The organism is Inhella crocodyli, assembly GCF_004004565.1.
Taxonomy (GTDB): Bacteria; Pseudomonadota; Gammaproteobacteria; order Burkholderiales; family Burkholderiaceae_C; genus Inhella; species Inhella crocodyli.
The window spans coordinates 123323-144550 of record NZ_SACM01000005.1; the positions used below are offsets into that span (position 1 = coordinate 123323).

The 21228-nt window shown below is 68.0% G+C and carries 22 protein-coding genes; 12 read left to right on the forward strand and 10 right to left on the reverse strand.

What is annotated here, in order from left to right; translation table 11 throughout:
• Positions 1-8 precede the first annotated feature (8 nt).
• The 5 genes from EOD73_RS15520 to cysS all read right to left on the reverse strand — a co-directional run bounded on the left by EOD73_RS15520 (position 9) and on the right by cysS (position 5346).
• Positions 9-1277, reverse strand: a complete 1269-nt coding sequence (locus tag EOD73_RS15520; RefSeq protein ID WP_127683952.1) for an aspartate kinase — start codon at positions 1275-1277, stop codon at positions 9-11.
• Positions 1278-1355: 78 nt separating this feature from the next.
• Positions 1356-2315, reverse strand: a complete 960-nt coding sequence (gene tilS, locus EOD73_RS15525; protein WP_127683953.1) for a tRNA lysidine(34) synthetase TilS — start codon at positions 2313-2315, stop codon at positions 1356-1358.
• Entirely contained in the window at positions 2284-3255 is a 972-nt protein-coding gene (locus tag EOD73_RS15530; RefSeq protein WP_127683954.1) for an acetyl-CoA carboxylase carboxyltransferase subunit alpha, read from the reverse strand. Before EOD73_RS15530 ends, tilS begins: the two co-directional genes overlap by 32 nt.
• A 64-nt stretch (positions 3256-3319) precedes the next feature.
• Positions 3320-3970, reverse strand: coding sequence for a DNA-3-methyladenine glycosylase family protein (locus EOD73_RS15535; RefSeq protein ID WP_127683955.1), 651 nt, complete (start codon positions 3968-3970; stop codon positions 3320-3322).
• Positions 3970-5346, reverse strand: coding sequence for a cysteine--tRNA ligase (gene cysS, locus EOD73_RS15540; RefSeq protein WP_127683956.1), 1377 nt, complete (start codon positions 5344-5346; stop codon positions 3970-3972). Before cysS ends, EOD73_RS15535 begins: the two co-directional genes overlap by 1 nt.
• Positions 5347-5502: 156 nt before the next feature.
• Between cysS and EOD73_RS15545 the strand changes: the two genes are divergently transcribed.
• From EOD73_RS15545 to EOD73_RS15565, 5 genes are read left to right on the forward strand one after another with little or no spacing between them, the layout of a single operon-like run.
• The gene (locus EOD73_RS15545) at positions 5503-6012 is read left to right on the forward strand and encodes a tetratricopeptide repeat protein (protein WP_127683957.1); all 510 of its coding nucleotides are present in this window, start codon (positions 5503-5505) and stop codon (positions 6010-6012) included.
• 2 nt (positions 6013-6014) lie between these two features.
• Positions 6015-6581, forward strand: coding sequence for a peptidylprolyl isomerase (locus EOD73_RS15550; protein WP_127683958.1), 567 nt, complete (start codon positions 6015-6017; stop codon positions 6579-6581).
• Complete coding sequence (locus EOD73_RS15555) at positions 6578-7081, forward strand: peptidylprolyl isomerase (RefSeq protein WP_127683959.1); 504 nt, start codon at positions 6578-6580, stop codon at positions 7079-7081. The genes EOD73_RS15550 and EOD73_RS15555 overlap by 4 nt, the downstream gene beginning before the upstream one ends.
• Before the next feature lie 4 nt (positions 7082-7085).
• Positions 7086-7850 (forward strand): UDP-2,3-diacylglucosamine diphosphatase, encoded by a 765-nt coding sequence (locus EOD73_RS15560; protein WP_127683960.1) that lies wholly within the window; start codon positions 7086-7088, stop codon positions 7848-7850.
• Positions 7847-8590, forward strand: a complete 744-nt coding sequence (locus EOD73_RS15565) for a M90 family metallopeptidase (protein ID WP_127683961.1) — start codon at positions 7847-7849, stop codon at positions 8588-8590. The genes EOD73_RS15560 and EOD73_RS15565 overlap by 4 nt, the downstream gene beginning before the upstream one ends.
• Before the next feature lie 55 nt (positions 8591-8645).
• On the opposite strand, the gene clpA is transcribed toward EOD73_RS15565, so the two are convergent.
• Positions 8646-10982: an ATP-dependent Clp protease ATP-binding subunit ClpA gene (gene clpA, locus EOD73_RS15570; RefSeq protein WP_127683962.1), complete on the reverse strand. Its 2337-nt coding sequence runs from the start codon at positions 10980-10982 to the stop codon at positions 8646-8648.
• Positions 10979-11338: an ATP-dependent Clp protease adapter ClpS gene (clpS, locus tag EOD73_RS15575; protein ID WP_127683963.1), complete on the reverse strand. Its 360-nt coding sequence runs from the start codon at positions 11336-11338 to the stop codon at positions 10979-10981. The genes clpA and clpS overlap by 4 nt, the downstream gene beginning before the upstream one ends.
• Before the next feature lie 242 nt (positions 11339-11580).
• On the opposite strand from clpS, the gene EOD73_RS15580 reads away from it, so the two are divergent.
• Complete coding sequence (locus EOD73_RS15580) at positions 11581-11805, forward strand: cold-shock protein (RefSeq protein ID WP_127683964.1); 225 nt, start codon at positions 11581-11583, stop codon at positions 11803-11805.
• Between the two features lie 62 nt (positions 11806-11867).
• On the opposite strand, the gene EOD73_RS15585 is transcribed toward EOD73_RS15580, so the two are convergent.
• Together EOD73_RS15585 and asd are read right to left on the reverse strand one after the other, a co-directional pair.
• On the reverse strand, positions 11868-12710 hold the full coding sequence (locus tag EOD73_RS15585; RefSeq protein WP_127683965.1) for a UDP-2,3-diacylglucosamine diphosphatase: 843 nt from the start codon (positions 12708-12710) through the stop codon (positions 11868-11870).
• A gap of 22 nt (positions 12711-12732) precedes the next feature.
• The gene (gene asd / locus EOD73_RS15590; protein ID WP_127683966.1) at positions 12733-13635 is read right to left on the reverse strand and encodes an archaetidylserine decarboxylase; all 903 of its coding nucleotides are present in this window, start codon (positions 13633-13635) and stop codon (positions 12733-12735) included.
• On the opposite strand from asd, the gene EOD73_RS15595 reads away from it, so the two are divergent.
• Entirely contained in the window at positions 13634-15343 is a 1710-nt protein-coding gene (locus EOD73_RS15595) for an aminotransferase class III-fold pyridoxal phosphate-dependent enzyme (protein ID WP_240660746.1), read from the forward strand. The genes asd and EOD73_RS15595 overlap by 2 nt on opposite strands.
• Positions 15344-15396: 53 nt before the next feature.
• On the opposite strand, the gene EOD73_RS15600 is transcribed toward EOD73_RS15595, so the two are convergent.
• Positions 15397-16005 carry a hypothetical protein gene (locus EOD73_RS15600; protein WP_127683967.1) on the reverse strand — a complete coding sequence of 203 codons (609 nt, stop codon included), beginning with the start codon at positions 16003-16005 and terminating at the stop codon, positions 15397-15399.
• 131 nt (positions 16006-16136) lie between these two features.
• On the opposite strand from EOD73_RS15600, the gene EOD73_RS15605 reads away from it, so the two are divergent.
• The 5 genes from EOD73_RS15605 (at position 16137) to pstA (ending at position 21217) form a co-directional block, all read left to right on the forward strand.
• Positions 16137-17348, forward strand: coding sequence for a glycosyltransferase family 4 protein (locus EOD73_RS15605; protein ID WP_127683968.1), 1212 nt, complete (start codon positions 16137-16139; stop codon positions 17346-17348).
• Between the two features lie 100 nt (positions 17349-17448).
• Positions 17449-18102 (forward strand): winged helix family transcriptional regulator, encoded by a 654-nt coding sequence (locus EOD73_RS15610; protein ID WP_127683969.1) that lies wholly within the window; start codon positions 17449-17451, stop codon positions 18100-18102.
• Positions 18103-18202: 100 nt separating this feature from the next.
• Positions 18203-19186 carry a PstS family phosphate ABC transporter substrate-binding protein gene (locus tag EOD73_RS15615; protein ID WP_127683970.1) on the forward strand — a complete coding sequence of 328 codons (984 nt, stop codon included), beginning with the start codon at positions 18203-18205 and terminating at the stop codon, positions 19184-19186.
• A gap of 143 nt (positions 19187-19329) precedes the next feature.
• Positions 19330-20280, forward strand: a complete 951-nt coding sequence (pstC, locus tag EOD73_RS15620) for a phosphate ABC transporter permease subunit PstC (RefSeq protein ID WP_127683971.1) — start codon at positions 19330-19332, stop codon at positions 20278-20280.
• 1 nt (position 20281) lies between these two features.
• Positions 20282-21217, forward strand: a complete 936-nt coding sequence (gene pstA / locus EOD73_RS15625) for a phosphate ABC transporter permease PstA (RefSeq protein WP_127683972.1) — start codon at positions 20282-20284, stop codon at positions 21215-21217.
• Positions 21218-21228: the final 11 nt, after the last annotated feature.

Here is a 21228-nt window from a genome sequence, read left to right on the forward strand (position 1 = left end):
GGCAGAAATCAGGCCGCTTCTTGATCGAGGTCGAAAGCTTTGTGCAGGGCGCGCACGGCCAGTTCCATGTACTTCTCGTCGATCACCACCGAGGTCTTGATCTCGCTGGTCGAGATCATCTGGATGTTGATCGCCTCTTCCGACAGGCAGCGGAACATCTTGGCCGCCACGCCCACGTGGGACTTCATGCCGATGCCCACGATCGACACCTTGCAGATCTTGGGGTCGCCCAGCACCTGGGTGGCTTGCACGGCCGGGCCCACGGTGTTCTTGAGCAGGTCCAGGCAGCGCGCGTAGTCGTTGCGGTGCACGGTGAACGAGAAGTCGGTTTTGCCGTCCTGGCTCACGTTCTGGATGATGACGTCGATGTCGATGTTGGCATCGGCCACCGGGCCCAAGATTTGGAAGGCGATGCCCGGCTTGTCGGGCACGCCCAACAGGGTCACCTTGGCCTCGTCGCGGTTGAAGGCAATGCCGGAGACGACGGCTTGTTCCATTTTTTCGTCCTCTTCAAAGGTGATCAGGGTGCCAGACTTGGCTTCCTCAACGATGTCGATGTCCCAGGGGGTGAAGCTGGAGAGCACGCGCAGCGGCACGCGGTACTTGCCGGCGAACTCCACCGAGCGGATCTGCAGCACCTTGCTGCCCAGGCTCGCCATTTCCAGCATCTCTTCGAAGCTGATGGTGTGCAGGCGCCGGGCTTCGGGAACGATGCGCGGGTCGGTCGTGTACACGCCGTCCACGTCGGTGTAGATCAAGCACTCGTCGGCCTTCATGGCCGCGGCCACGGCCACGGCCGAGGTGTCGGAGCCGCCCCGCCCCAGGGTGGTGACGTTGTCGTCCTCGTCCACGCCTTGGAAGCCCGTGATGACGACGACCCGGCCGGCGGCCAGGTCGGCGCGCACGCGGGCGTCGTCGATGCTCTGGATGCGGGCCTTGGTGTAGCTCTTGTCGGTGCGAATCGGCACCTGCCAACCGCTGTAGCTGACGGCCTCCATGCCCTCTTGCTGAAGCGCGATGGACAGCAAACCCACCGACACCTGCTCGCCAGTGGCGGCGATGGCGTCGAGCTCGCGCTGGATGGAGGGCGTGACCACCTCGGGGCTCAGCTCCTTGGCCAGGCCCAACAGTCGGTTCGTTTCCCCCGACATGGCCGAGGGCACCACCACCAACTGGTGGCCCGCGCGCACCCATTTGGCGACGCGTTTGGCGACGTTGCGGATGCGCTCGGTGGAGCCCATCGACGTGCCGCCGTACTTGTGAACGATCAAGGCCATGATGTAACTGGGTTACGTGAAATCAGGCAAAAGGAGGGCGGATTCTAGGCAGCGCCCCGGGGTTAACCCCTGACAGCGTTACTTCGCCTTGAGCGAAGGCTCCAGCCGCATCACGCCCTTTCGAGAAAGCAAGCTGCCCTGGGGCGCCGGCCAGCGACCGCCCTGCCCGCGCCATTCGACCAACAAGCGGTCCACCAAGGCGACGGGAACGCCCGCCGGCAGGCATTGGGCCAACCAGGCGTGCAGGGCGTTGGCGCGTCGCCCGGGCGGCAGGGCGCTCCAACAGCGAAAGACCAGACCGCCATCGGGACCCGTGCAGCGGGGCAGGTCCTCGGCCGCCACCTCGTTGGCCAGCGAGCGGGCCCGCGCCGCTTGACGCGCCACGTCGCCCAGCACATGCACGCTTTGCGGAAAGGCACTCGTCAGGGGCGGCATCACCTCTCGCCGCAAGCGGCTGCGGGCGAAGCGCGGATTGGCATTGCTGGCGTCGTCCACCCAGCCCAAGCCCGAGGCTTGCGCCGCCGCGCGCAGCTGGGCCCGGGGGCGGTCGAGCCAAGGCCGGGCCCAATGCAAGCCGTCCGCGTCCCACCGGGCCGGCATCCCTGCCAAACCGGCCGGCCCCGCCCCACGCAGGGCCTGCAAGAGCACGGTTTCGGCCTGGTCGTCGGCGTGCTGCGCCAGGAGCACCAAGCCCGCCCCGGCGTCCCGCGCCATCGCGGCCAAAGCGAGGTAACGCTCCCGCCGCGCCCAGGCTTCGACGCTGTCGCCTGGGGCCGGCGCGCCCGCCAGGCGGCGGACCACCAGGCGCACCGGGCAGCCGACCTCGCCCAGGCGCTGAACGGTGGCCTCGGCGTGGGCCACCCAGGCATCGGCCTCGGGCATGAGGCCGTGGTGCACGTGCAGCGCCACGACGGACACGCCCAGCAAAACGCCCTGCCGGGCGGTCAACCACAGCAGGGCGGTGGAGTCGAGGCCGCCGCTGTAGGCGACGGCGACGCAGGGTCGCTCAGCGGGCTTTGGTGTCGCTGAATCGGCCATAGGCCAGCAGTCGCTCTTGGCGGCGTGCCAGCAGTTCGCTGGTCTTGAGGTCGGTGAGCTGACGCAGCGATTCGCCCAGCGCGCGCTTGAGCGCGGCGGCCATGGCCTTGGCGTCGCGGTGGGCGCCGCCCACCGGCTCGTTGACGATCTTGTCGATCAGGCCCAGGGCCTTCAAGCGGTGCGCGGTGATGCCCAAAGACTCGGCCGCCTCGGACGCGCGGTCGGACGATTTCCACAGAATCGACGCGCAACCTTCGGGCGAAATGACCGAGTAGGCGCTGTACTGGAGCATCAGCACCTGGTCGGCCACGCCGATGGCCAAGGCCCCGCCGCTGCCGCCCTCGCCGATCACCGTGGCGATCAGCGGCACTTCGAGCTGGGCGAACTCCAAGATGTTGCGGCCGATGGCCTCGCTCTGCCCGCGCTCTTCGGCCCCGATGCCGGGGTAGGCCCCCATGGTGTCGATGAAGCTGAACACCGGCAGGCCGAACTTCTCCGCCAGCTTGGCCAGGCGCAGGGCCTTGCGATAGCCCTCAGGGCGCGGCATGCCGAAGTTGCGCAGCGCGCGCTCTTTGGCGTCGCCGCCGCGCTGGTGGCCGATGACCATGCAGGCCTGGCCGTTGAAACGGGCCAGGCCGCCCACGATGGCCAGGTCGTCGGCGAAGTGACGGTCGCCGTGGAGTTCGATGAAATCGGTGAACAGCTCGCGGGCGTAGTCCAGCGTCTGTGGGCGCTGGGGGTGGCGGGCGATCTGGTAAATCTGCCAAGGCGCCAAACCGGCGTAGATGTCCTTGGTGAGCTGCTGGCTCTTTTTGGAGAGGCGGTCGATCTCTTCCGAGATGTCCACCGCGGACTCGCTTTGCACGTAGCGCAGCTCGTCGATCTTGCTTTCCAGCTCGGCGATGGGGGTCTCGAAATCGAGGAAGTGGCGTTTGCTCATGCCGCGATTGTCTCAGCTTGTCACCGGGCGCCCAACCGATCGGTCGGGAAACTCCGTAGACGGGTCAATAGTCCACGGGCAGCGGGTCGAGGCTGCGCCACAGGTACCAGGTGGCCACCGAGCGGTACGGCGCCCAGGCGTCGCCCACCTCGCGGGCCTCGGCACGGCTCACCGGCTCGCCTGAAAAATAGTTCACGCTGATGCCTTTTAGCAGCCCGATGTCGTCCAAAGGCAGCACGTTGGGACGCATCAGGTGAAAGATGAGGAACATCTCGGCCGTCCAGCGGCCGATGCCGCGGATCGCGACCAGCTCTTCGATGATGGCCTCGTCGTCCATCTGCGCCCACTGGCGCACGTGCACCTGGCCGGCCTCGAAGTGCTGCGCCAGGTCGCGCAGGTACTCGGCCTTGCGCACCGACAAGCCGGCCGTGCGCAGCGAGGGCACGTCATGGCCCAACACCACCGCCGGTGCGACCTTGTGCGCGGGGCCGCCCATCAAGGCCACGAAGCGCTCCCAGACCGATTGCGCCGCCTTGACGGAAATCTGCTGGCCCGTGATCGAGCGCGCCAAGGTGGTGAAAGCGTCGCCCTTGTTGGACAGGCGCGCCTCGCCGAACTGGGGGATGAGCTTCTTCATCACCCGGTCGCGCTTGGCCAGGTGCTTGCAAGCCTCGTCCCAGTAGTCGGGGGTGACCACCCCAGGCCGGGGCGCCATCAGGCCTTGACCCAGGTGGTGCCCGCCGGGCCGTCTTTGAGCGTGATGCCGGCCGCCGTCAATTCGGCCCGGATGGCATCGGCGCCGGCGAAGTCTTTGGCCGCTTTGGCCGCCGCCCGGGCGGCAATGCGCTCGGCGATCCAGGCCTCGTCCACCCCGCCGCCGCGCTGCTGCAAGTAGCTGCGCGGGTCGGCCTGCAGCACGCCCAAGGTGCCGGCCAAGGCCTTGAGCAATCCGGCGCGCTCGGGGGAACGCGTGCGGTTCACCTCGCCGGCCAGGTCGAACAAGACGGCCAAAGCCTGCGGCGTGTTGAAGTCTTCGTCCATCGCCGCCTTGAAGGCGGCGGCCGTGGGCTCGGCCCAGTCCAAGGCCACGTCGGCCGGTGGCACGGCGTCCAGCGCGGTGTACAGGCGCGTGAGCGCCACCTCGGCATCGTCCAGGTGGGCGTCGCTGAAGTTGAACGGCCGGCGGTAGTGCGTGCGCAGCATGAAGAAGCGCAGGGTTTCGCCGTCGAACTTCTGCAGCACGTCGCGGATGGTGAAGAAGTTGCCCAGACTCTTGGACATCTTCTCGCCATCGACGTTCAAAAAGCCGTTGTGCAGCCAGTACCGGGCGAAGGGCATGCCCGCGCCCTGGCTTTGCGCGATCTCGTTCTCGTGGTGCGGGAACTGCAGGTCGGCGCCACCGCCGTGGATGTCGAAGGCCTCGCCGAGCAACGCGCAGCTCATGGCCGAGCACTCGATGTGCCAACCCGGGCGCCCCAGGCCGTAGCGGCCGCCTTCGAACTTTGCATCCAGCGGCTCGTCGGCCTTCGCCGCCTTCCAGAGCACGAAATCCAGCGGGTCGCGCTTGCTGTCGTCCACGGCGATGCGCTCGCCCGCCCGCAGGTCGTCCAGGCTCTTGCCGCTCAAGCGGCCGTAGCCCTCGAACTTGCGCACCGCGAAGTTCACGTCGCCGTCGTCGGCTTGGTAGGCCAAGCCTTTGGCCTCCAATTGCTCGATGAGGCCGATCATCTGCGGCACGTACTCGGTGGCCCGAGGCTCGTGCGTGGGCAGGGTGATGCCGACCTTGGCGAAATCCTCGTGCATGGCGGCCGTCATCTCGTCCGTCAGTTGCCGGATCGGGATGCCGCGCTCCAGCGCCCGCTTGATGATCTTGTCGTCGATGTCCGTGATGTTGCGGACGTAGGTCACCTCGTAGCCCGAGGCCCTGAGCCAGCGGTAGACGACGTCGAAGGCCATCATCATCCGCAGGTGACCCATGTGGCACAGGTCGTAGATCGTCATGCCGCAGACGTACATCCGGACGTGGCCGTCTTGCAGGGGTCGGAACTCTTCGACCGAACGGGTCAGGGTGTTGTGCAGGCGCAGCGACATGGGCGGTCGGAAGAAACCAACGGCCCCGTGGGAGGGGCCGTTTCAAACAAGGGGAACAGGGTAGTGGCAGCCGGACCGGCAGGGGCCTCGGGGCATCCCTAGAATCGCGGCTCAGTATATCGAGGCCCCTCCCCGGCGGCCCCGCACTTTCTCCCCATGCACCCCTTCGCCGTCCTCCTCGGGCTCTGGCTGGCCGCGACCCCGGCCCTCGCTCAGGCCCCCAGCGCCAATCCGCTCGACCAGGCCCAGTCGCACTGGTACGGCGGCCGCCAGGCGCAGGCCATCGAGGTGCTGACGCAGGCCGTGCAGGCCGACCCCCAGCAAAGCCGCTGGCGCTTCACGCTGGCCTGGATGAAGCAAGAGCGCGGTGACACCGCTGGCGCGGAGGCGCTGTTGAGCCGCTTGATCGAGGACTTCCCCGACCACGCGGAGGCGCACAACAACCTCGCGGTCATCCAGGCGGCCCGGGGCGAACTGGACGCCGCCCACCAAAGCCTGGCCCGGGCCGTGCTGCTGAACCCGGCACACGCGCAAGCCCAAGAAAACCTGGGCGACGTCTTGTTGCGCCTGGCGCAACGGGCGTACGCCAAGGCCCAAGGCCTGCAGCCGCAAACGCGCCTGCAACTCAAGATTTCCCAACTCGAGGCGCTGACGCGCGCCCGCTGACCATGCTCAAACCCCTCGTGCTGGCCGCCGCCCTGCTGGGCGCGACGGCCGCCTCGGCCCAGACCGTGGTGCTGAGCACCACCGCCGGTGACATCAAGATCGCGGTCGACGCGGAGAAGGCCCCCAAGAGCGCGGCCAACTTTCTCGCCTATGTGAAGGCCGGCCACTACGACGGCACCATCTTTCACCGGGTCATCAGCGATTTCATGATCCAAGGCGGCGGCTTCACGCCGAAGATGCAGCAAAAGCCCACCAAATCGCCCATCCCGCTGGAGAGCCGCAACGGCCTGCGCAACGTGCGCGGCAGCGTGGCCATGGCGCGCACCGGCGACCCGAACTCGGCCACGGCCCAGTTCTTCATCAACGTCGTGGACAACGGCTTCTTGGACGCCGACCAGGCCCAAGACGGCAACGGCTACGCCGTGTTCGCCCACGTCACGGCGGGCATGGACGTGGTCGACAAGATCCGCGCCACGCCCGTCGGCAACCAAGGCATGTTCCAGAACGTGCCGCTCACCCCCATCACCATCACCAAGGCGCGCATCGAAGCCGCCCCCAAGAAGAAATGAAACCCACCGTCGAACTCCACACCAACCACGGCCTGATCAAGATCGAACTCGACGCCGAGAAGGCGCCGGCCTCGGTCGAAAACTTCCTCGGCTACGTCCGCCGCGGCCACTACGACGGCACGGTGTTCCACCGCGTCATCAAGGGCTTCATGATCCAAGGCGGCGGCATGACGGCCGACATGAAGCAAAAGGCCACCCAGGCCCCCATCCAGAACGAGGCCAACAACGGCCTGAAGAACATGAAGTACACGCTGGCCATGGCGCGGACCAACGACCCGCACTCGGCCACCGCCCAGTTCTTCATCAACACGAAGGACAACGACTTCCTGAACTTCACGCGCGAGAGCGGCTCGGGCTGGGGTTACGCCGTGTTTGGCGCCGTGATCGAAGGCCAGGCCATCGTCGACGCCATCGAAAAGGTGCGCACTGGCCGCTCGGGCTTCCACGACGACGTGCCGCTCGAGGCCGTGGTGATCGAGAAGGCCGTCGAGGCCGCCTGATCGTTTGATCCGGCACCTGCAAGCGCCGCCCGCATGGCGGCGCCTGGCCTTCGTGTCCGACCTTCATCTGGGGCCGGACACGCCGCGCACCCTGGCGACTTTTGAGGCCTTGCTCGGGCGCTTGCAGGCCGACGCCCTGTTCGTCTTGGGCGACCTGTTCGAAGCCTGGGTGGGCGACGACGCCCTGGACCTGCCTTACGCCCAGCGCGTGGCCCAGGCCCTGTCAAGCAGCGCCCAGCATCGGCCGCAGTACTTCATCGCTGGCAACCGCGATTTTTTGGCCGGCGAGGCCTTCGCTCAGGCCTGCGGCTTGCAGCGCGTGGACGAACTGCTGACCCTCGACGCCTGGGGCGAGCGCTACCTCGTGGCCCATGGTGACGCCCAGTGCCTGGACGACACCGCCTACCAGGCTTTCCGCACGCAAGTGCGCCAGGCCGCTTGGCAGCAAGCCTTTGCCCAACGACCGCTGGAAGAGCGCTTGGCGCAAGCCGCCCAGATGCGCGATGCCAGCCGGGCGAGCCAAGCCCAACAAGCGCAACAGGGCCTGCCCTTCGCCGACCCCGACGCCGCGCATTGCCGCGGCCTCCTGCTCACGGCCGGCGCCCGCCTGTTCATCCACGGCCACACCCACCGTCCGGGTTGCTTTTCTTTGGGCGACGGCCTGGCCCGTCTGGTGTTGAGCGATTGGGACCTGGATCACGGCAACGCCCCACGCGCCGAGTGCCTGTACCTCGGGCCCGAAGGCATCCAGCGCGAAGCCCTGGCGTGAGTTGGCTTGCGCGCTGGCGGGCGTGGCGCGAGCAACGCCTGATCGACCGGCATCCCATCCCCGAAGCCCTGTGGCAGGCCACGCTGGCGCGCTACCCGTTCTTGCCGGATGCCCCTCGCCTGCGCGCGATGACCAGCTTGTTCCTGGCCACGCGCGAGTTCCACGGCGCGGGCGGCCTGGTGGTGACCGACGCCATGGCGGTGGCCGTCGCGGCCCAGGCCTGCCTGCCGGTGATGCACCTGGGCCTCGGGGCCTATGGCCCCACGCGGGGCATCGTCATGCACCCCGGCGAAGTGCTGGCACCCCGAGAAGACGTGGACGAGCACGGCGTCGTGCACCAATGGGAAGAGCCCCTGGCCGGCGAGGCCATGCCGGGCGGCCCCCTCATGCTGACCTGGGACGCCGTGGACTGGCAGGACGACGGCGGGCCGGTCTTCAACGTGGTGATCCACGAGTTCGTCCACCTGATCGACCTGGGCAACGGCGAGTCCGACGGCCTGCCGCCGCTGCCCAGCGCCGAGGCCTCGCGCGCCTGGCTCGAGGGCTTGACCGCCGCCTGGGACCGCTTCGCCGACCGCGTGGCCCACCGCGAGCCAAGCTGCATCGACGACTACGGCACCGAGGCCTTGGACGAGTTCTTCGCCGTGGCGGCCGAGGCCTTCTTCGTCGACCCCGAGGCCCTGCGCGCCGAAGACCCCGCGCTGCACCAGCAACTGGCCGACTACTTCCAGCCCGCCTGAAAGCACAACGCCCACCGGCCCGAAGGCGGTGGGCGTTGGAAGCTGAAGCGCAGGCTCAGGCCGCCGGCTCGGACTCCACCTTCTTGTCGGCCTTGCCCTTGCCGGGCTTGGGCGGCAGGGGTTGGATGTCGAGTTGCACCTCGCCGGCCTCGTTGACGTCCACCCCCAAGCGGCCCCCCTCGGTCAAGCGGCCGAAGAGCAACTCGTCGGCCAGGGCGCGGCGGATGGTGTCCTGGATCAGGCGCTGCATCGGGCGCGCGCCCATGAGCGGGTCGAAGCCCTTTTGGCCCAGGTGCTTGCGCAACGCATCGCTGAAGGTGACCTCGACCTTCTTCTCGGTGAGTTGGCCTTCGAGTTGCAGCAGGAACTTGTCGACCACGCGCAGGATGATGGCCTCGTCCAGCGCGCGGAAGCTGATGATCCCGTCCAGGCGGTTGCGGAACTCCGGCGTGAACAGGCGCTTGATGTCGCCCATCTCGTCGCCCAGCTGTCGCGAGGTCGTGAAGCCGATGGTGCTCTTTTGCAAGGCCTCGGCGCCCGCGTTGGTCGTCATGACGATGATGACATTGCGGAAGTCGGCCTTGCGCCCGTTGTTGTCGGTCAGCGTGCCGTGGTCCATGACCTGCAGCAGCACGTTGAAGACGTCGGGGTGCGCCTTCTCGATTTCGTCCAGCAGCAGCACGGCGTGCGGCTTCTTGGTGACGGCCTCGGTCAGCAGGCCGCCCTGGTCGAAGCCGACGTAGCCCGGGGGCGCGCCGATCAGGCGGCTCACTGTGTGGCGCTCCATGTACTCCGACATGTCGAAGCGGATCAGCTCGATGCCCAGCGTGAACGCCAGTTGCTTGGCCACCTCGGTCTTGCCCACGCCGGTGGGGCCGCTGAACAAGAAGGCACCGATCGGCTTGTCGGGCTTGCCCAGGCCGGAGCGGGCCATCTTGATGGCGGCGGCCAGGGCCTCGATGGCCGGGTCTTGCCCGAACACCGTGGCCTTGAGGTCGCGCTCCAGGGTCTTGAGCTTGCCGCGGTCGTCGTTGCTCACCGACGTGGGCGGGATGCGCGCGATCTTGCTGACGATCTCTTCGACCTCGGTGCGCGTGATGGTCTTCTTGCGCTTGCCCGCGGGCAGGATGCGCTGCGCGGCCCCGGCCTCGTCGATCACGTCGATGGCCTTGTCGGGCAGGAAGCGGTCGTTGATGAACTTCGCCGCCAGCTCGGCCGCCGCTTCCAGCGCCGCGTTCGCGTACTTCACGCCGTGGTGCTCTTCGAAGCGGCTCTTCAAGCCCTTCAAGATTTCCACCGTTTGGCTGACCGAGGGCTCGCCCACGTCGACCTTTTGGAAGCGACGCGACAAGGCCGCGTCTTTTTCAAAGATGCCGCGGTACTCGGTGAAGGTCGTGGCCCCGATGCACTTGAGCTGGCCGCTGGACAAGGCGGGCTTGAGCAGGTTGCTCGCGTCCAGCGTGCCGCCACTGGCCGCCCCCGCGCCAATCAGGGTGTGGATCTCGTCGATGAACAGCACGGCGCCCGGCTGCTCCTTCAACTGCTTGAGCACGGCCTTCAAGCGCTGCTCGAAGTCACCACGGTACTTGGTGCCGGCCAGCAGTGCGCCCATGTCGAGCGCGTAGACGGTCGCCTCCAGCAGCACCTCGGGCACGGCGCCCTCGGTGATGCGCCAGGCCAGACCCTCGGCGATGGCGGTCTTGCCCACGCCGGCTTCGCCCACCAACAGCGGGTTGTTCTTGCGGCGGCGGCACAGCACTTGGATGACGCGCTCGACCTCGGCCTCGCGGCCGATCAGCGGGTCGATCTTGCCGTCCTTGGCCGCCGCATTCAGGTTCTGGGTGAACTGCTCCAAGGGCGAGGCCTTGGCCGGCTGACCCTCGCCCTCCTCTTGGGGCTGGGCACCGCCCTCGCCTTCGGGCTTGCCCTCGTTTTTGGGCGGCTCGGGCGGGTCGGACTTGCGAATGCCGTGGGCGATGAAGTTCACCACGTCCAGGCGCGTGACGCCCTGCTGGTGCAGGTAGTACACCGCGTGCGAGTCCTTCTCGCCAAAGATGGCCACCAAGACGTTGGCGCCGGTCACTTCCTTCTTGCCGTTGCCCGTGCTCTGCACGTGCATGATGGCGCGCTGGATGACCCGCTGAAAGCCCAGCGTGGGCTGGGTGTCCACCTCGTCGGTGCCGCCCACGGTGGGCGTGTTGTCCTTGATGAACTGCGCCAGGTTCTTGCGCAGGTCTTCGATGGTGGCGGCACAAGCGCGCAGCACCTCACTGGCGGACGGGTTGTCCAGCAAGGCCATGAGCAGGTGCTCGACCGTGATGAATTCGTGCCGCTGCTGCCGGGCGTCGACAAACGCCATGTGCAGACTGACTTCGAGTTCTTGGGCAATCATGCGGCCTCCATGATGCATTGAAGGGGATGGCCGGCGCGCTTGGCAGCGTCCAGCACCAGTTCGACCTTGGTGGCCGCCACGTCCTTGGAGTAAACCCCGCAAACGCCGCGGCCTTCGTGATGGATCTTGAGCATGATGAGCGTCGCACTGTCCAGGTCGTGGCGGAAGTACTCCTGCAGCACCATGACAACGAACTCCATCGGGGTGAAGTCGTCGTTCAGCATCAGCACCTGGTACAGGCGCGGCGGCTCGGTGCGCTGCGCCTGGCGCTCGGCCACGGTTGAGCCCTGGCCGTTGTCGGGCAAGGGCCCTGGCGTGGGCGTGCCAGGTGGGGTGGAGAGGGAGGGAAACGGCATGCGTTGATTCTAGGGAGCGGACCCCGGGCGCGCCGGCAGGTGCCCCGTTAACCCAGGTGGGCCGCACGGCCTCATTCTCAAGACCCGTGCCGCCAGGCAAGCCCAAGAATTGCCGCACTTGTCAGCACTTGTCAGCACCAACTTGGGGTCTGCCCCATCCGGGCACGCCCTGAATTGACGCAGCCCGTGCCACCTCCTGAGAATCCGTGCCTCATTTTTGGGCAGCCCCTCAAGGACGCGACATGCAACACGGTACGGTCAAGTGGTTCAACGACGCCAAAGGTTTCGGCTTCATCGAACCCGAGGCCGGCGGTGCCGACGTGTTCGCCCACTTCAGCGCGATCAACATGGAAGGCTTTCGCACCCTGCGTCAAGGCAGCCGCGTGAGCTTTGAGTTGGTCGAGGGCCCCAAAGGTGTGCTGGCGCAAAACATCCAACCCGTCGAAAACGGCGCGCCGACCAACTGAGCTCACCCGCAAACCCCCGTGCAAGGCCCGCCACAAGCGGGCCTTGTTTTTTGGGCGGCGTCTCAGGCGGAGGGCGCGGGCAAGGCCATGGGCAGCTTGGGCCGCACCGCCTGCGCCCAGCGCGCGGTCCAGTCGATGACCTCGAGCCGACCGTCCGGATGCTCGCCCAAGGCCGTGAGGCTCTCGACCCAATCGCCATCGTTGGCGTAGACGATGCCGTCGATGTCGCGCAGTTCGGCGTGGTGGATGTGGCCGCACACCACCCCGTCCAGGCCCCGCGCCTTCGCCTCGCGGGCCACGGCACGCTCGAAGTCGTCCACGTAAGCCAGGGCGCGCTTGACCTTGAGCTTGAGGTAGCGCGACAGGCTCCAGTACGGCAGGCCCAGCCGGGCGCGCAAAGAGTTCAGGGCGTGGTTGGCTTCCAGCGCGCGGGTGTAGGCCCAGTCGCCCAGGTGGGCCAACCATTTGGCGATCTGGATCACGCCATCGAAGTGATCGCCGTGCGTCACCCACAAGCGCCGACCGTCGGCCAAGGTGTGGATCACGTCGCCCAGCACCTCGATGCCGCCGAAGCTGGTGCCCAGGTACTTGCGGGCGAACTCGTCGTGGTTGCCCGGCACGAAGACCACGCGCGTGCCCTTGCGCACCTTGCGCAGGAGCTTTTGCACCACGTCGTTGTGCGCCTGTGGCCAGAACCATTGGCGTCGCAGTTGCCAGCCGTCGACGATGTCGCCCACCAAGTAGAGGGTGTCGCACTCCACGTGACGCAGGAAGTGCAGCAGGGCCTGGGCTTGGCAGCCGGGCGTGCCCAGGTGCAGGTCGCTGATCCAGACAGTCCGCAGGCGCAGGTCGCCGGGTTCGTCGTCGTGGCTGTCATGGCCGGGGGGCAAGGCATCTCGGTGCATGAGCCGCCATGCTGCCCAGGGCTCACGACAGGCCGATGACAGGGCCGCGTCGCAACAAGGCCTGGCCCATGCGCAGGCGCTCGCCGGTGCGCACCACAGGGGCCAAGCCGGGCGGCACCAAGATCACCAGCGTGGAGCCGTGCTCGAACCAGCCCATCTCCTGTCCTCGCGTCAGCTCGGCGTGGCAGCGGGTGTCGCGCGGACCGCGCCAGCGCAGGTGCATCAGCACGTCCAAGCAGTGCAAGCGGATGCTGGCCACCAAGATCGCGGCCACCGGCACGATGAGCAGGGGCTGGCCATCGTGCAAACGCAAACGCAGCACCGCGCGTTCGTTGCGACAGAACAGGCGCTCGACCCGCTTCAGGGCGATGGGGTTGACGTTCCAGGTGTCCCCGCTGAGGTAGCGCACGTCGGTCACGGTGGCGTCGTCGGGCGCGTGGAAGCGGTGGTACATCGCCGAGGTCAGGCGCAGGGTCAGGTACTGGCCGCCCTCGAAGGCAGCGGCGTCCTCGGCGCTGCCGAGCAAGTCGGCCAAGGGATAGGGCATGCCCTTGGCCTGCAGCACCGTGCCGGCCTGCACGGTGCCCAACGCGCCGACGATGGCGTCGCAAGGGCTGACCAGCACGGCGGGGTCCGGGTCGACCGGCCGGGCGCCAGGCACCAATTCGCGCGTGAAGCAGGCGTGCAGGCTGTCAAAACGCTGCAACCGGGCGTCGCGCAGGTCCAACTCGGTGAACTGGCGCCACACCCAGATGCTCAGGCGCGCCAGCCAGGGCGAGCGGATCTTGCTGAACCAGCCCATGAAGCGGGTGAGCGCGATGCGCGGCACCCGGTTCGTGAGCAGGAAGTTGAGGTCTTCGTTGAGCAGCAGGCGGTCGCGCCAACGGGTTTTGGGGGATTCGGGGGCGTGGGCAAAGGGATTCATGACCGTGTCAAGACAGGGACGTACACCCCTGGGCACCGACGAACTCGACGCCCAAGGAACTCAAATGACGGAATGGATGACGCTCGCCGCGGCCGGCGCCGGCCTGGCCCTGCTGCCCCGCGCGGTGCGGCGCCTGCAGCTCTCGGTGGCCAAGCACCCGAGCCTGGGGGGGCACAGCAAGATGGCCCTGCGCCTGGCGCGCTGGCTGCCCGGCTACGCCTTCGACGAGGCCCAGTTCTACGGCGCCGACGGGGCCGATGCCGCGTTGCAGCAGCGCCGCCGCGCCGGCCTGCAGCGCCTGGCCCACACGCTGAACACGCGCCACGCGCGCACCCTGGCGGCCACGCGCGAGGCCCGGGAGGGCCTGAGCGACCTGCAGCTCACCGGCGCCTACCGCGTGCCCTTCCCCTTCAGCAAGACCCTGCGCGGCCTGCTGGGTGTCGGCGCCTTTGTGCAACGCACCGAAGGCGCTTGGCTGGTGGACCTGGACGACCAGCGCCTGCTGGACCTCACGGGCAGTTACGGCGTCAACGTGCTGGGCCACGCCTTCTACCAACGCTGCATGGCCGAAGCCCAGCGCCGCGCGCTGCCGCTGGGCGTCAGCCTGGGCACCTACCCCGAGGCCCTGCTCGACGTGCTGGCGCGGCTGCGCCGCATCTCGGGCCAGGACGAGGTGAGCTTTCACATGTCGGGCACCGAGGCCGTGATGCAGGCCGTGCGCCTGGCCCGCTACCACACGGGCCGGCGCAAGGTGGTCCGCTTCTGCGGCGCGTACCACGGCTGGTGGGGCGACGTGCAGCCCGGTCCCGGCAACCCCATGCCGGCCGACCACACGTACACCTTGGAGGACCTGAGCCCCCGCGCGCTGCACGTGCTGCGCACGCGCCAGGACATCGCTTGCGTGCTGGTCAACCCTTTGCAGGTGCTGCACCCCAACAAGGCCGCCCCGGGCGACAGCGGCCTGATGGGCGCCCGCGCCCTGCCCGCCGTCGACGCCGAGGCCTACGCCGCCTGGCTGCGCCAGCTGCGCGCGGTGTGCACCGAGCGCGGCATCGCCCTGGTCTTTGACGAGGTGTTCATGGGCTTCCGCCTCGCCCCCGGGGGCGCGCAAGAGCGCTTTGGCGTGCAGGCCGACTTGGTGACCTACGGCAAGACCCTGGGGGGCGGCTTCCCCCTGGGCGTGCTCTGCGGCCGGGCCCGCTGGATGAAGCGCTTCCGCGACGACCGGCCTGCCGACCTGTGCTTCGCCCGTGGCACCTTCAACGCCCACCCCCACGTGGTGATGGGCGTGCAGGTCTTCTTGGAACAGTTGGAAACGGCTGAGGTGCAGGCCCTGTACGCCGGCCAAGAGGCGCGCTGGGACGCCCGCGCTGCGCGCTTGAACGCAAGGCTGGCCGAAGGCGGCTGGCCGGTGCAGGTGTCGCACTGGAGTTCGGTGTGGAGCGTGGCCTACACGCAGCCGGGTCGCTACCACTGGTTGCTGCAGTTCTATTTGCGGGAGCAAGGGCTGACCTTGTCGTGGGTGGGCACGGGTCGCATGGTGTTCACGCTGGATTTCAGCGACGCCGACTTCGACGCCGTGTGCCAGCGCTTCGCGGCCGCCTGCGAACGGATGCAGGCCGACGGCTGGTGGGAGGCCGCGCCCAGCCCGAAGGCCTTGAAGCGCATGCTGCTGCGCGAAACCTGGCGCGCTTGGCGCCAGCGTTGACGGCCTCGCCCCGGGCTGGGCCCGGGGCGAATCACAAGCCCTGATCGTTGGGCTCAGTGCGCCTGGGCGTGGTGCATCGGGTCGATCAACTCGCCGCGCAGCAGGTGCAGCGGGGCGCGCCAGTACAGCATCACGTCGTGGAAAGGGTCGGTCAGGATCTTGCTGGCCCACACCAAGCCGGTGGACACATCGGCCAAGAAGAACAGGTGCACCGTGCGGAACACCAAACCGCCGACCCCAAGCGCGAACCAGGCCATGCCCACGTCGTGCGCGTACTCGGTCAGGTTCGCGGCGGGCTGGATCAGGCCGCGCAGCGAAGGGTCCACCCACAGCCACAGCGGCAGCGCCACCCACAGGGCCATCAGCACCACCTTGCGACGCAGGTTGTAGCCCACCTTGATCGCTTCCTTGTGCTCGTGCGTCGCTTGGTTGACGTGGTCGTAGCCCTTGGGCTCGAAGAAAAAGTGGCCGGCTTGGCGCGAGGTCATCGACACGCACCAAGCCAGCAGCGCGGCCCAGGCCGGGTCGACCGGCAGCAGGCCGTAGGCCACGATGAAGCTCAGCGCGCTCAGCAGGTGCAGGCTTTGGTTGATGCGGCTGTGGTGGTAATAGCGGTGGTCGTCCCAGCGCTGCGTGCGCAGCGCGTCCATGAATGCAGTCACCCGGGGCTCCTGACAAGGTTGCGGAGCCGTGATGCTGTCGCTGGCGCGTGAAGCGCCGATGACGGTTCCATGCCAATGCCACGACGGGGCCGTCATCAAGCCGTCGCACGGCCCACGCAGCATCGCGGCCCATGCACAGCACCGACATCGCCATCGAGTCCAGCGCCCGCCGCTGGTTGCGCATCGCCGTCGTCACCGAGACCTACCCCCCCGAGGTCAACGGCGTGGCCGGCACCATCGCCCGCGTGGTGGAGGGACTGCGCGAACGCGGGCACGAGTTGCAACTCATCCGACCCCGCCAGGGCCCGGACGACGTCGCCCGCGTGCAAGAAGGCTTTGCCGAGATGCTGATGCGCGGCCTGCCGATCCCCCGCTACCCCGAACTGAAGATGGGCCTGCCGGCCAAGCGCGCGCTGGTGCGGCGCTGGAGCTTCGAGCGGCCCGACGTCGTGCACCTGGCCACCGAAGGGCCGCTGGGCTGGTCGGCCCTGCAGGCGGCACGCCACCTGCGCCTGCCGGTGGTCAGCGAGTTCCGCACCAATTTCCACGCCTACAGCCAGCACTACGGCGTGGGCTGGCTGCGCCACCCCATCCTGGCCTACCTGCGCAAGTTCCACAACCAATGCCAGCGCACCCTGGCCCCGGCGCCCGACCTGCGCGACCAACTCACCGACCAAGGCTTCCAGCGCGTGTTCGCCAGCGCCCGCGGCGTGGACACCCAGCGCTTCCGACCCGAGCGGCGCAGCACGGCGCTGCGCCGGCAATGGGGCGCCGACGAAGGCGCACCGGTGCTGATCTGCGTCGGGCGCTTGGCGGCCGAGAAGAACCTGGGCACGGCCGTGGACGCCTTCGAGGCCCTGCGGCAGGTCGAGCCCCGCGCCAAGCTCGTGTTCGTGGGTGACGGGCCCGAGCGCGAACGCCTGCAAGCGCGCTGCCCCGATGCGGTCTTCGCCGGCTTGCGACGCGGCGACGACCTGGCGGCGCATTACGCCAGCGCCGATCTGTTCGTGTTTCCCAGCCTGACCGAGACCTTCGGCAACGTCGTGCCCGAGGCCATGGCCTGCGGCCTGCCGGTCGTGGCCTACCACTACGCCGCCGCGGCCGTGCTGTTGCAAGACCACCGCGCCGGGGCCCTGGCCCCCATGGGCGACGCCGAGGCCTTCGTGCGCGCCGTGGTCGACCTGGGCCGCCTGCCCACCGCCCTGAGGGCCTTGGGCCGGGAAGCGCACGCCGTGGCCCGCACCCTGGGCTGGGACCGCATCGTGGCCGAGGTGGAAGGGCACCACCGTGCCGCCATGGCCGACCTGGCGCCCGACCTGCCGGCCGCGCTGCACCTCGCCTGAGGCCTGAGGCCGCCGCCCTGCGCGGCGCGTCACGCCCCTGTCACGGGCGGGGCGCACCATCCCGGTCCATCCCGGCTTCCAGCCTCCGCGCTTGCCCTCCGTGTCCGCCCTCTCCACCGTTCCGCCCACCCTGCTGGTCGCCTGCCCGGCCCACCCGGCGCTCGACCACTGGGTGGGCGTGGCCCGGGCCCACGGCGTGGTGGTGGCGCGCACGCAGGACCCCGAGCAGGCCCGCCGCTGGCTGGCCGTGCTGCAGCCCGACGTGGTGTTGGCCGAGCCGCCGTGCCTGGCCGCGCTGCAGCAGGCGCCCCTGGCCCCGAGTTGCCTGTCCGTGCCCTGGGAGGGCGAAGTCAGCCCCCTGCGCCACGCGCTGGCCCGCTGGATTCCCGAGTTGGCCGAGCCCATGCCCTTGCTGCGCGTGGGGGCACTGTGCATCGACGAGGCGCGGCAATTGGTCGGCCGGGCGCTGGACGGCGGTCGCCTGATCCAGGCCTCCCTGCCGCCGGTGGAACTGCGCCTGCTGCTGTGCCTGGCCCGCCAGCCAGGGCGGCTGATCACCCGCCAAGAACTGCAAGAGCGCGTGTGGCCGCACGAAGCACAGCCCCAGGCCCGCACCGTGGACCAGGTGGTGCGCCGCCTGCGCAAGGTGCTGGCCACCGTCGGCCTGGCCGAGGCCGTGCGGGCCCAGCGCGGTCTGGGCTACCAGTTCGACGCCCGCGCCACCCACGACCACCCCATCCCCGCCGGACTTTGAGGGCACCCTGACGGCGTCACAAAGCCGTCACGAAGCAGGCCTAGAGTCACGGTCATTCCAGCGGAAAACCGCACCTCACCCCCTCACAGGAGTTCCTGAAATGCTCAAGATTGCCCAGACCGTTGCCCTGATCGGCCTGACCGCCGCCCTGGGCGCCCACGCCCAAGTCGTCAAGATCGACGGCTCCTCCACCGTGTTCCCCATCACCGAAGGCGTGGCCGAGGACTTCCAGAAGGCCAAGAAGGGCTCGGTCAAGGTCACCGTGGGCATCTCGGGCACGGGTGGCGGCTTCAAGAAGTTCTGCCGCGGCGAAACCGACATCAGCAACGCCTCGCGCCCCATCCAGAAAAAGGAAATGGACGACTGCAAGGCTGCCGGCATCGAGTACTACGAGCTGCCCATCGCCTTCGACGCGCTGACCGTTGTCATCAACCCGAAGAACAGCTTCCTGAAGCAGATCACCGTCGCCGAGCTCAAGGCCATCTGGGAGCCTGCCGCCCAGGGCAAGATCACCCGTTGGAAGCAGGTCAACCCGGCCTGGCCCGACGCGCCGATCAAGCTCTTCGGCGCCGGCGCCGACAGCGGCACCTTCGACTACTTCACCGAAGCCGTCAATGGCAAGGCCAAGGCCAGCCGCGGTGACTTCACCGCCTCGGAAGACGACAACGTGCTGGTGCAGGGCATCAGCAGCGACGTCAACGCCATCGGCTACTTCGGCTACGCCTACTACGCCGAGAACCAAGCCAAGCTCAAGGCGCTGCCGATCGTAAACCCCAAGGGTCAGGCCGTGAGCCCTAGCGAAGCCACCGTGCTCAACGGCAGCTACGAGCCCCTGAGCCGCCCGATCTTCATCTACGTGAACGCCAAGTCGATCGCCAAGCCGGAAGTCAAGGAGTTCGTCGAGTACATGCTCAAGAACGCGGCCAAGATCTCCAAGGAAGTGAAGTACGTGCCGCTGCCGGCCAAGGCCTACACCCTGGGCCAAGAGCACCTGAACAAGGGCAAGAAGGGCACCGTCTTCGGCGGCAAGAACGAAGTCGGCATCACCATCGAGGAACTGATGGCCCGCGAGGCCTCCCTGTAAAGCGACTCAGGTGAATCCCGGATGCCTGCCGGGATGACAATTCGGTGACGGCGGGCCTGCAGAATCGACACGCTGGCCCGCTGTCCCATTTGGAACGCCTGCCACCGCAAGCCCTTGCGGTGACGACAACGAATCACACCCCCATGGCCATCGCCCCACCCGACGCCCTGCCCTCGCCGGCCCAGTCCAAACTGGCCGAATTCGCGCGGGCCAAGGCCGCCCGAGCCCGCCGCGAACGCGCGATCGAAGGCCTTTTGCTGCTGTGCGCCAGCGTTTCGGTGCTCACCACGCTGGGCATCGTCTACATCCTGATCCGCGAGTCGGTCAGTTTCTTCGCCCAGGTGCCGATCAAGGACTTCCTGTTCGACACGCAGTGGACCCCGCTCTTTGACGACGCGCATTTCGGCATCATGGTGCTGATGTCCGGCACGCTGACGAGCTCCTTCGTCGCGCTGTGCATCGCCATCCCCATGGGCACGGTCATCGCCATCTACCTGAGCGAGTTCGCCGGGCACAAGACCCGCGAGACGCTCAAGCCCATGCTGGAGTTGCTGTCGGGCGTGCCGACCATCATCTACGGCTTCTTTGCCCTGCTGGTGGTCACGCCCCTTCTGCAAAAGGTGTTCCCGGAACTGCCGGGCTTCAACGTGCTGTCGGCCGGCATCGTGATGGGCATCATGATCATTCCCTACGTGGCCAGCCTGAGCGAGGACGCCATGCGCGCCGTGCCGATGGCCCTGCGCGAGGGCTCCTACGCCATGGGCGGAACGCGCTTCCAAACCGCCGTCAACGTCGTGGTGCCGGCCGCCTTCTCGGGCATCGCGTCGGCCTACATCCTGGGCATCAGCCGCGCCGTCGGCGAGACCATGATCCTGGCCGTGGCCGCGGGCATGCAGCCCACGCTCAGCTTCAACCCCATGGAGCCGGCCGCCACCATCACCAGCTTCATCGTGCAGGTGGCCATGGGCGACCTGCCCCACGGCTCGATCGGCTACCAGACCATCTTTGCCGCCGGCCTGTCGCTGATGCTGCTGACCCTGTGCTTCAACATGGCCGGCTACTACCTGCGCAAGAAGTACCGCGAGGCTTACTGACATGAACGCCGAAAAGACCTCCGCGCTGCGCGCCATCATCCGCAAGGCGCGCCGCTACGACCTGCTGGTGTCGGCCCTGGGCCTGCTGTTCCTGAGCATCGGCATCCTGACCTTGGCCGCCTTGTTCGTGGACATGGCGCTGACCGGCATCCCGCGCCTGACGCCCGAGTTCTTCACGAACTTCCCCTCCCGCCGCCCGGGCGAGGCGGGCATCTTGTCGAGCTGGGTGGGTTCGCTGCTGGTGATGTTCGTCACGGCTTGCGTCGCCGTGCCGATCGGCATCGCCGGGGCCATCTACTTGGAAGAGTACGCCCGCAAGAACTGGTTCACGGCCGTCATCGAGATCAACATCACCAACCTGGCCGGTGTGCCCTCGATCATTTACGGCCTGCTGGCCCTGGGACTGTTTGTCTACACCTTCAAGCTCGGCCAGTCGATCTTGACCGCCGGCCTGACCCTGGCGCTGCTGATCTTGCCCATCGTGATCACCGCCACCCGCGAAGCGCTGCGTTCCATCCCGCAGCACATCCGCGAGGCCGCCTATGCCTGCGGGGCCTCACAGTGGCAGGTGGTCAACGACCACTTGGTCAAGTACTCGATGCCCGGCATCCTGACCGGCGTGATCATCGGCATGAGCCGCGCCATCGGCGAAACGGCGCCCATCATCACCATCGGCGCGCTGACCTTCATCGCCTTCCTGCCGCCGGCACCGGGCCAAATCAACATCGAAACCGGCGCCGCCGCCGGCCTGTTCGATTGGCTGTGGTCGCCCTTCACGGTCATGCCGATCCAGATCTTCAACTGGACCAGCCGCCCCGACCCGCGCTTCCACGAGAACGCCGCCGCCGCGAGCTTCGTGCTGGTGCTCATGACGCTGTCCATGAACGCCTTGGCGATCTGGCTGCGCTACCGCCTCCGCAAGAACATCAAGTGGTAGGAACGCCGCCC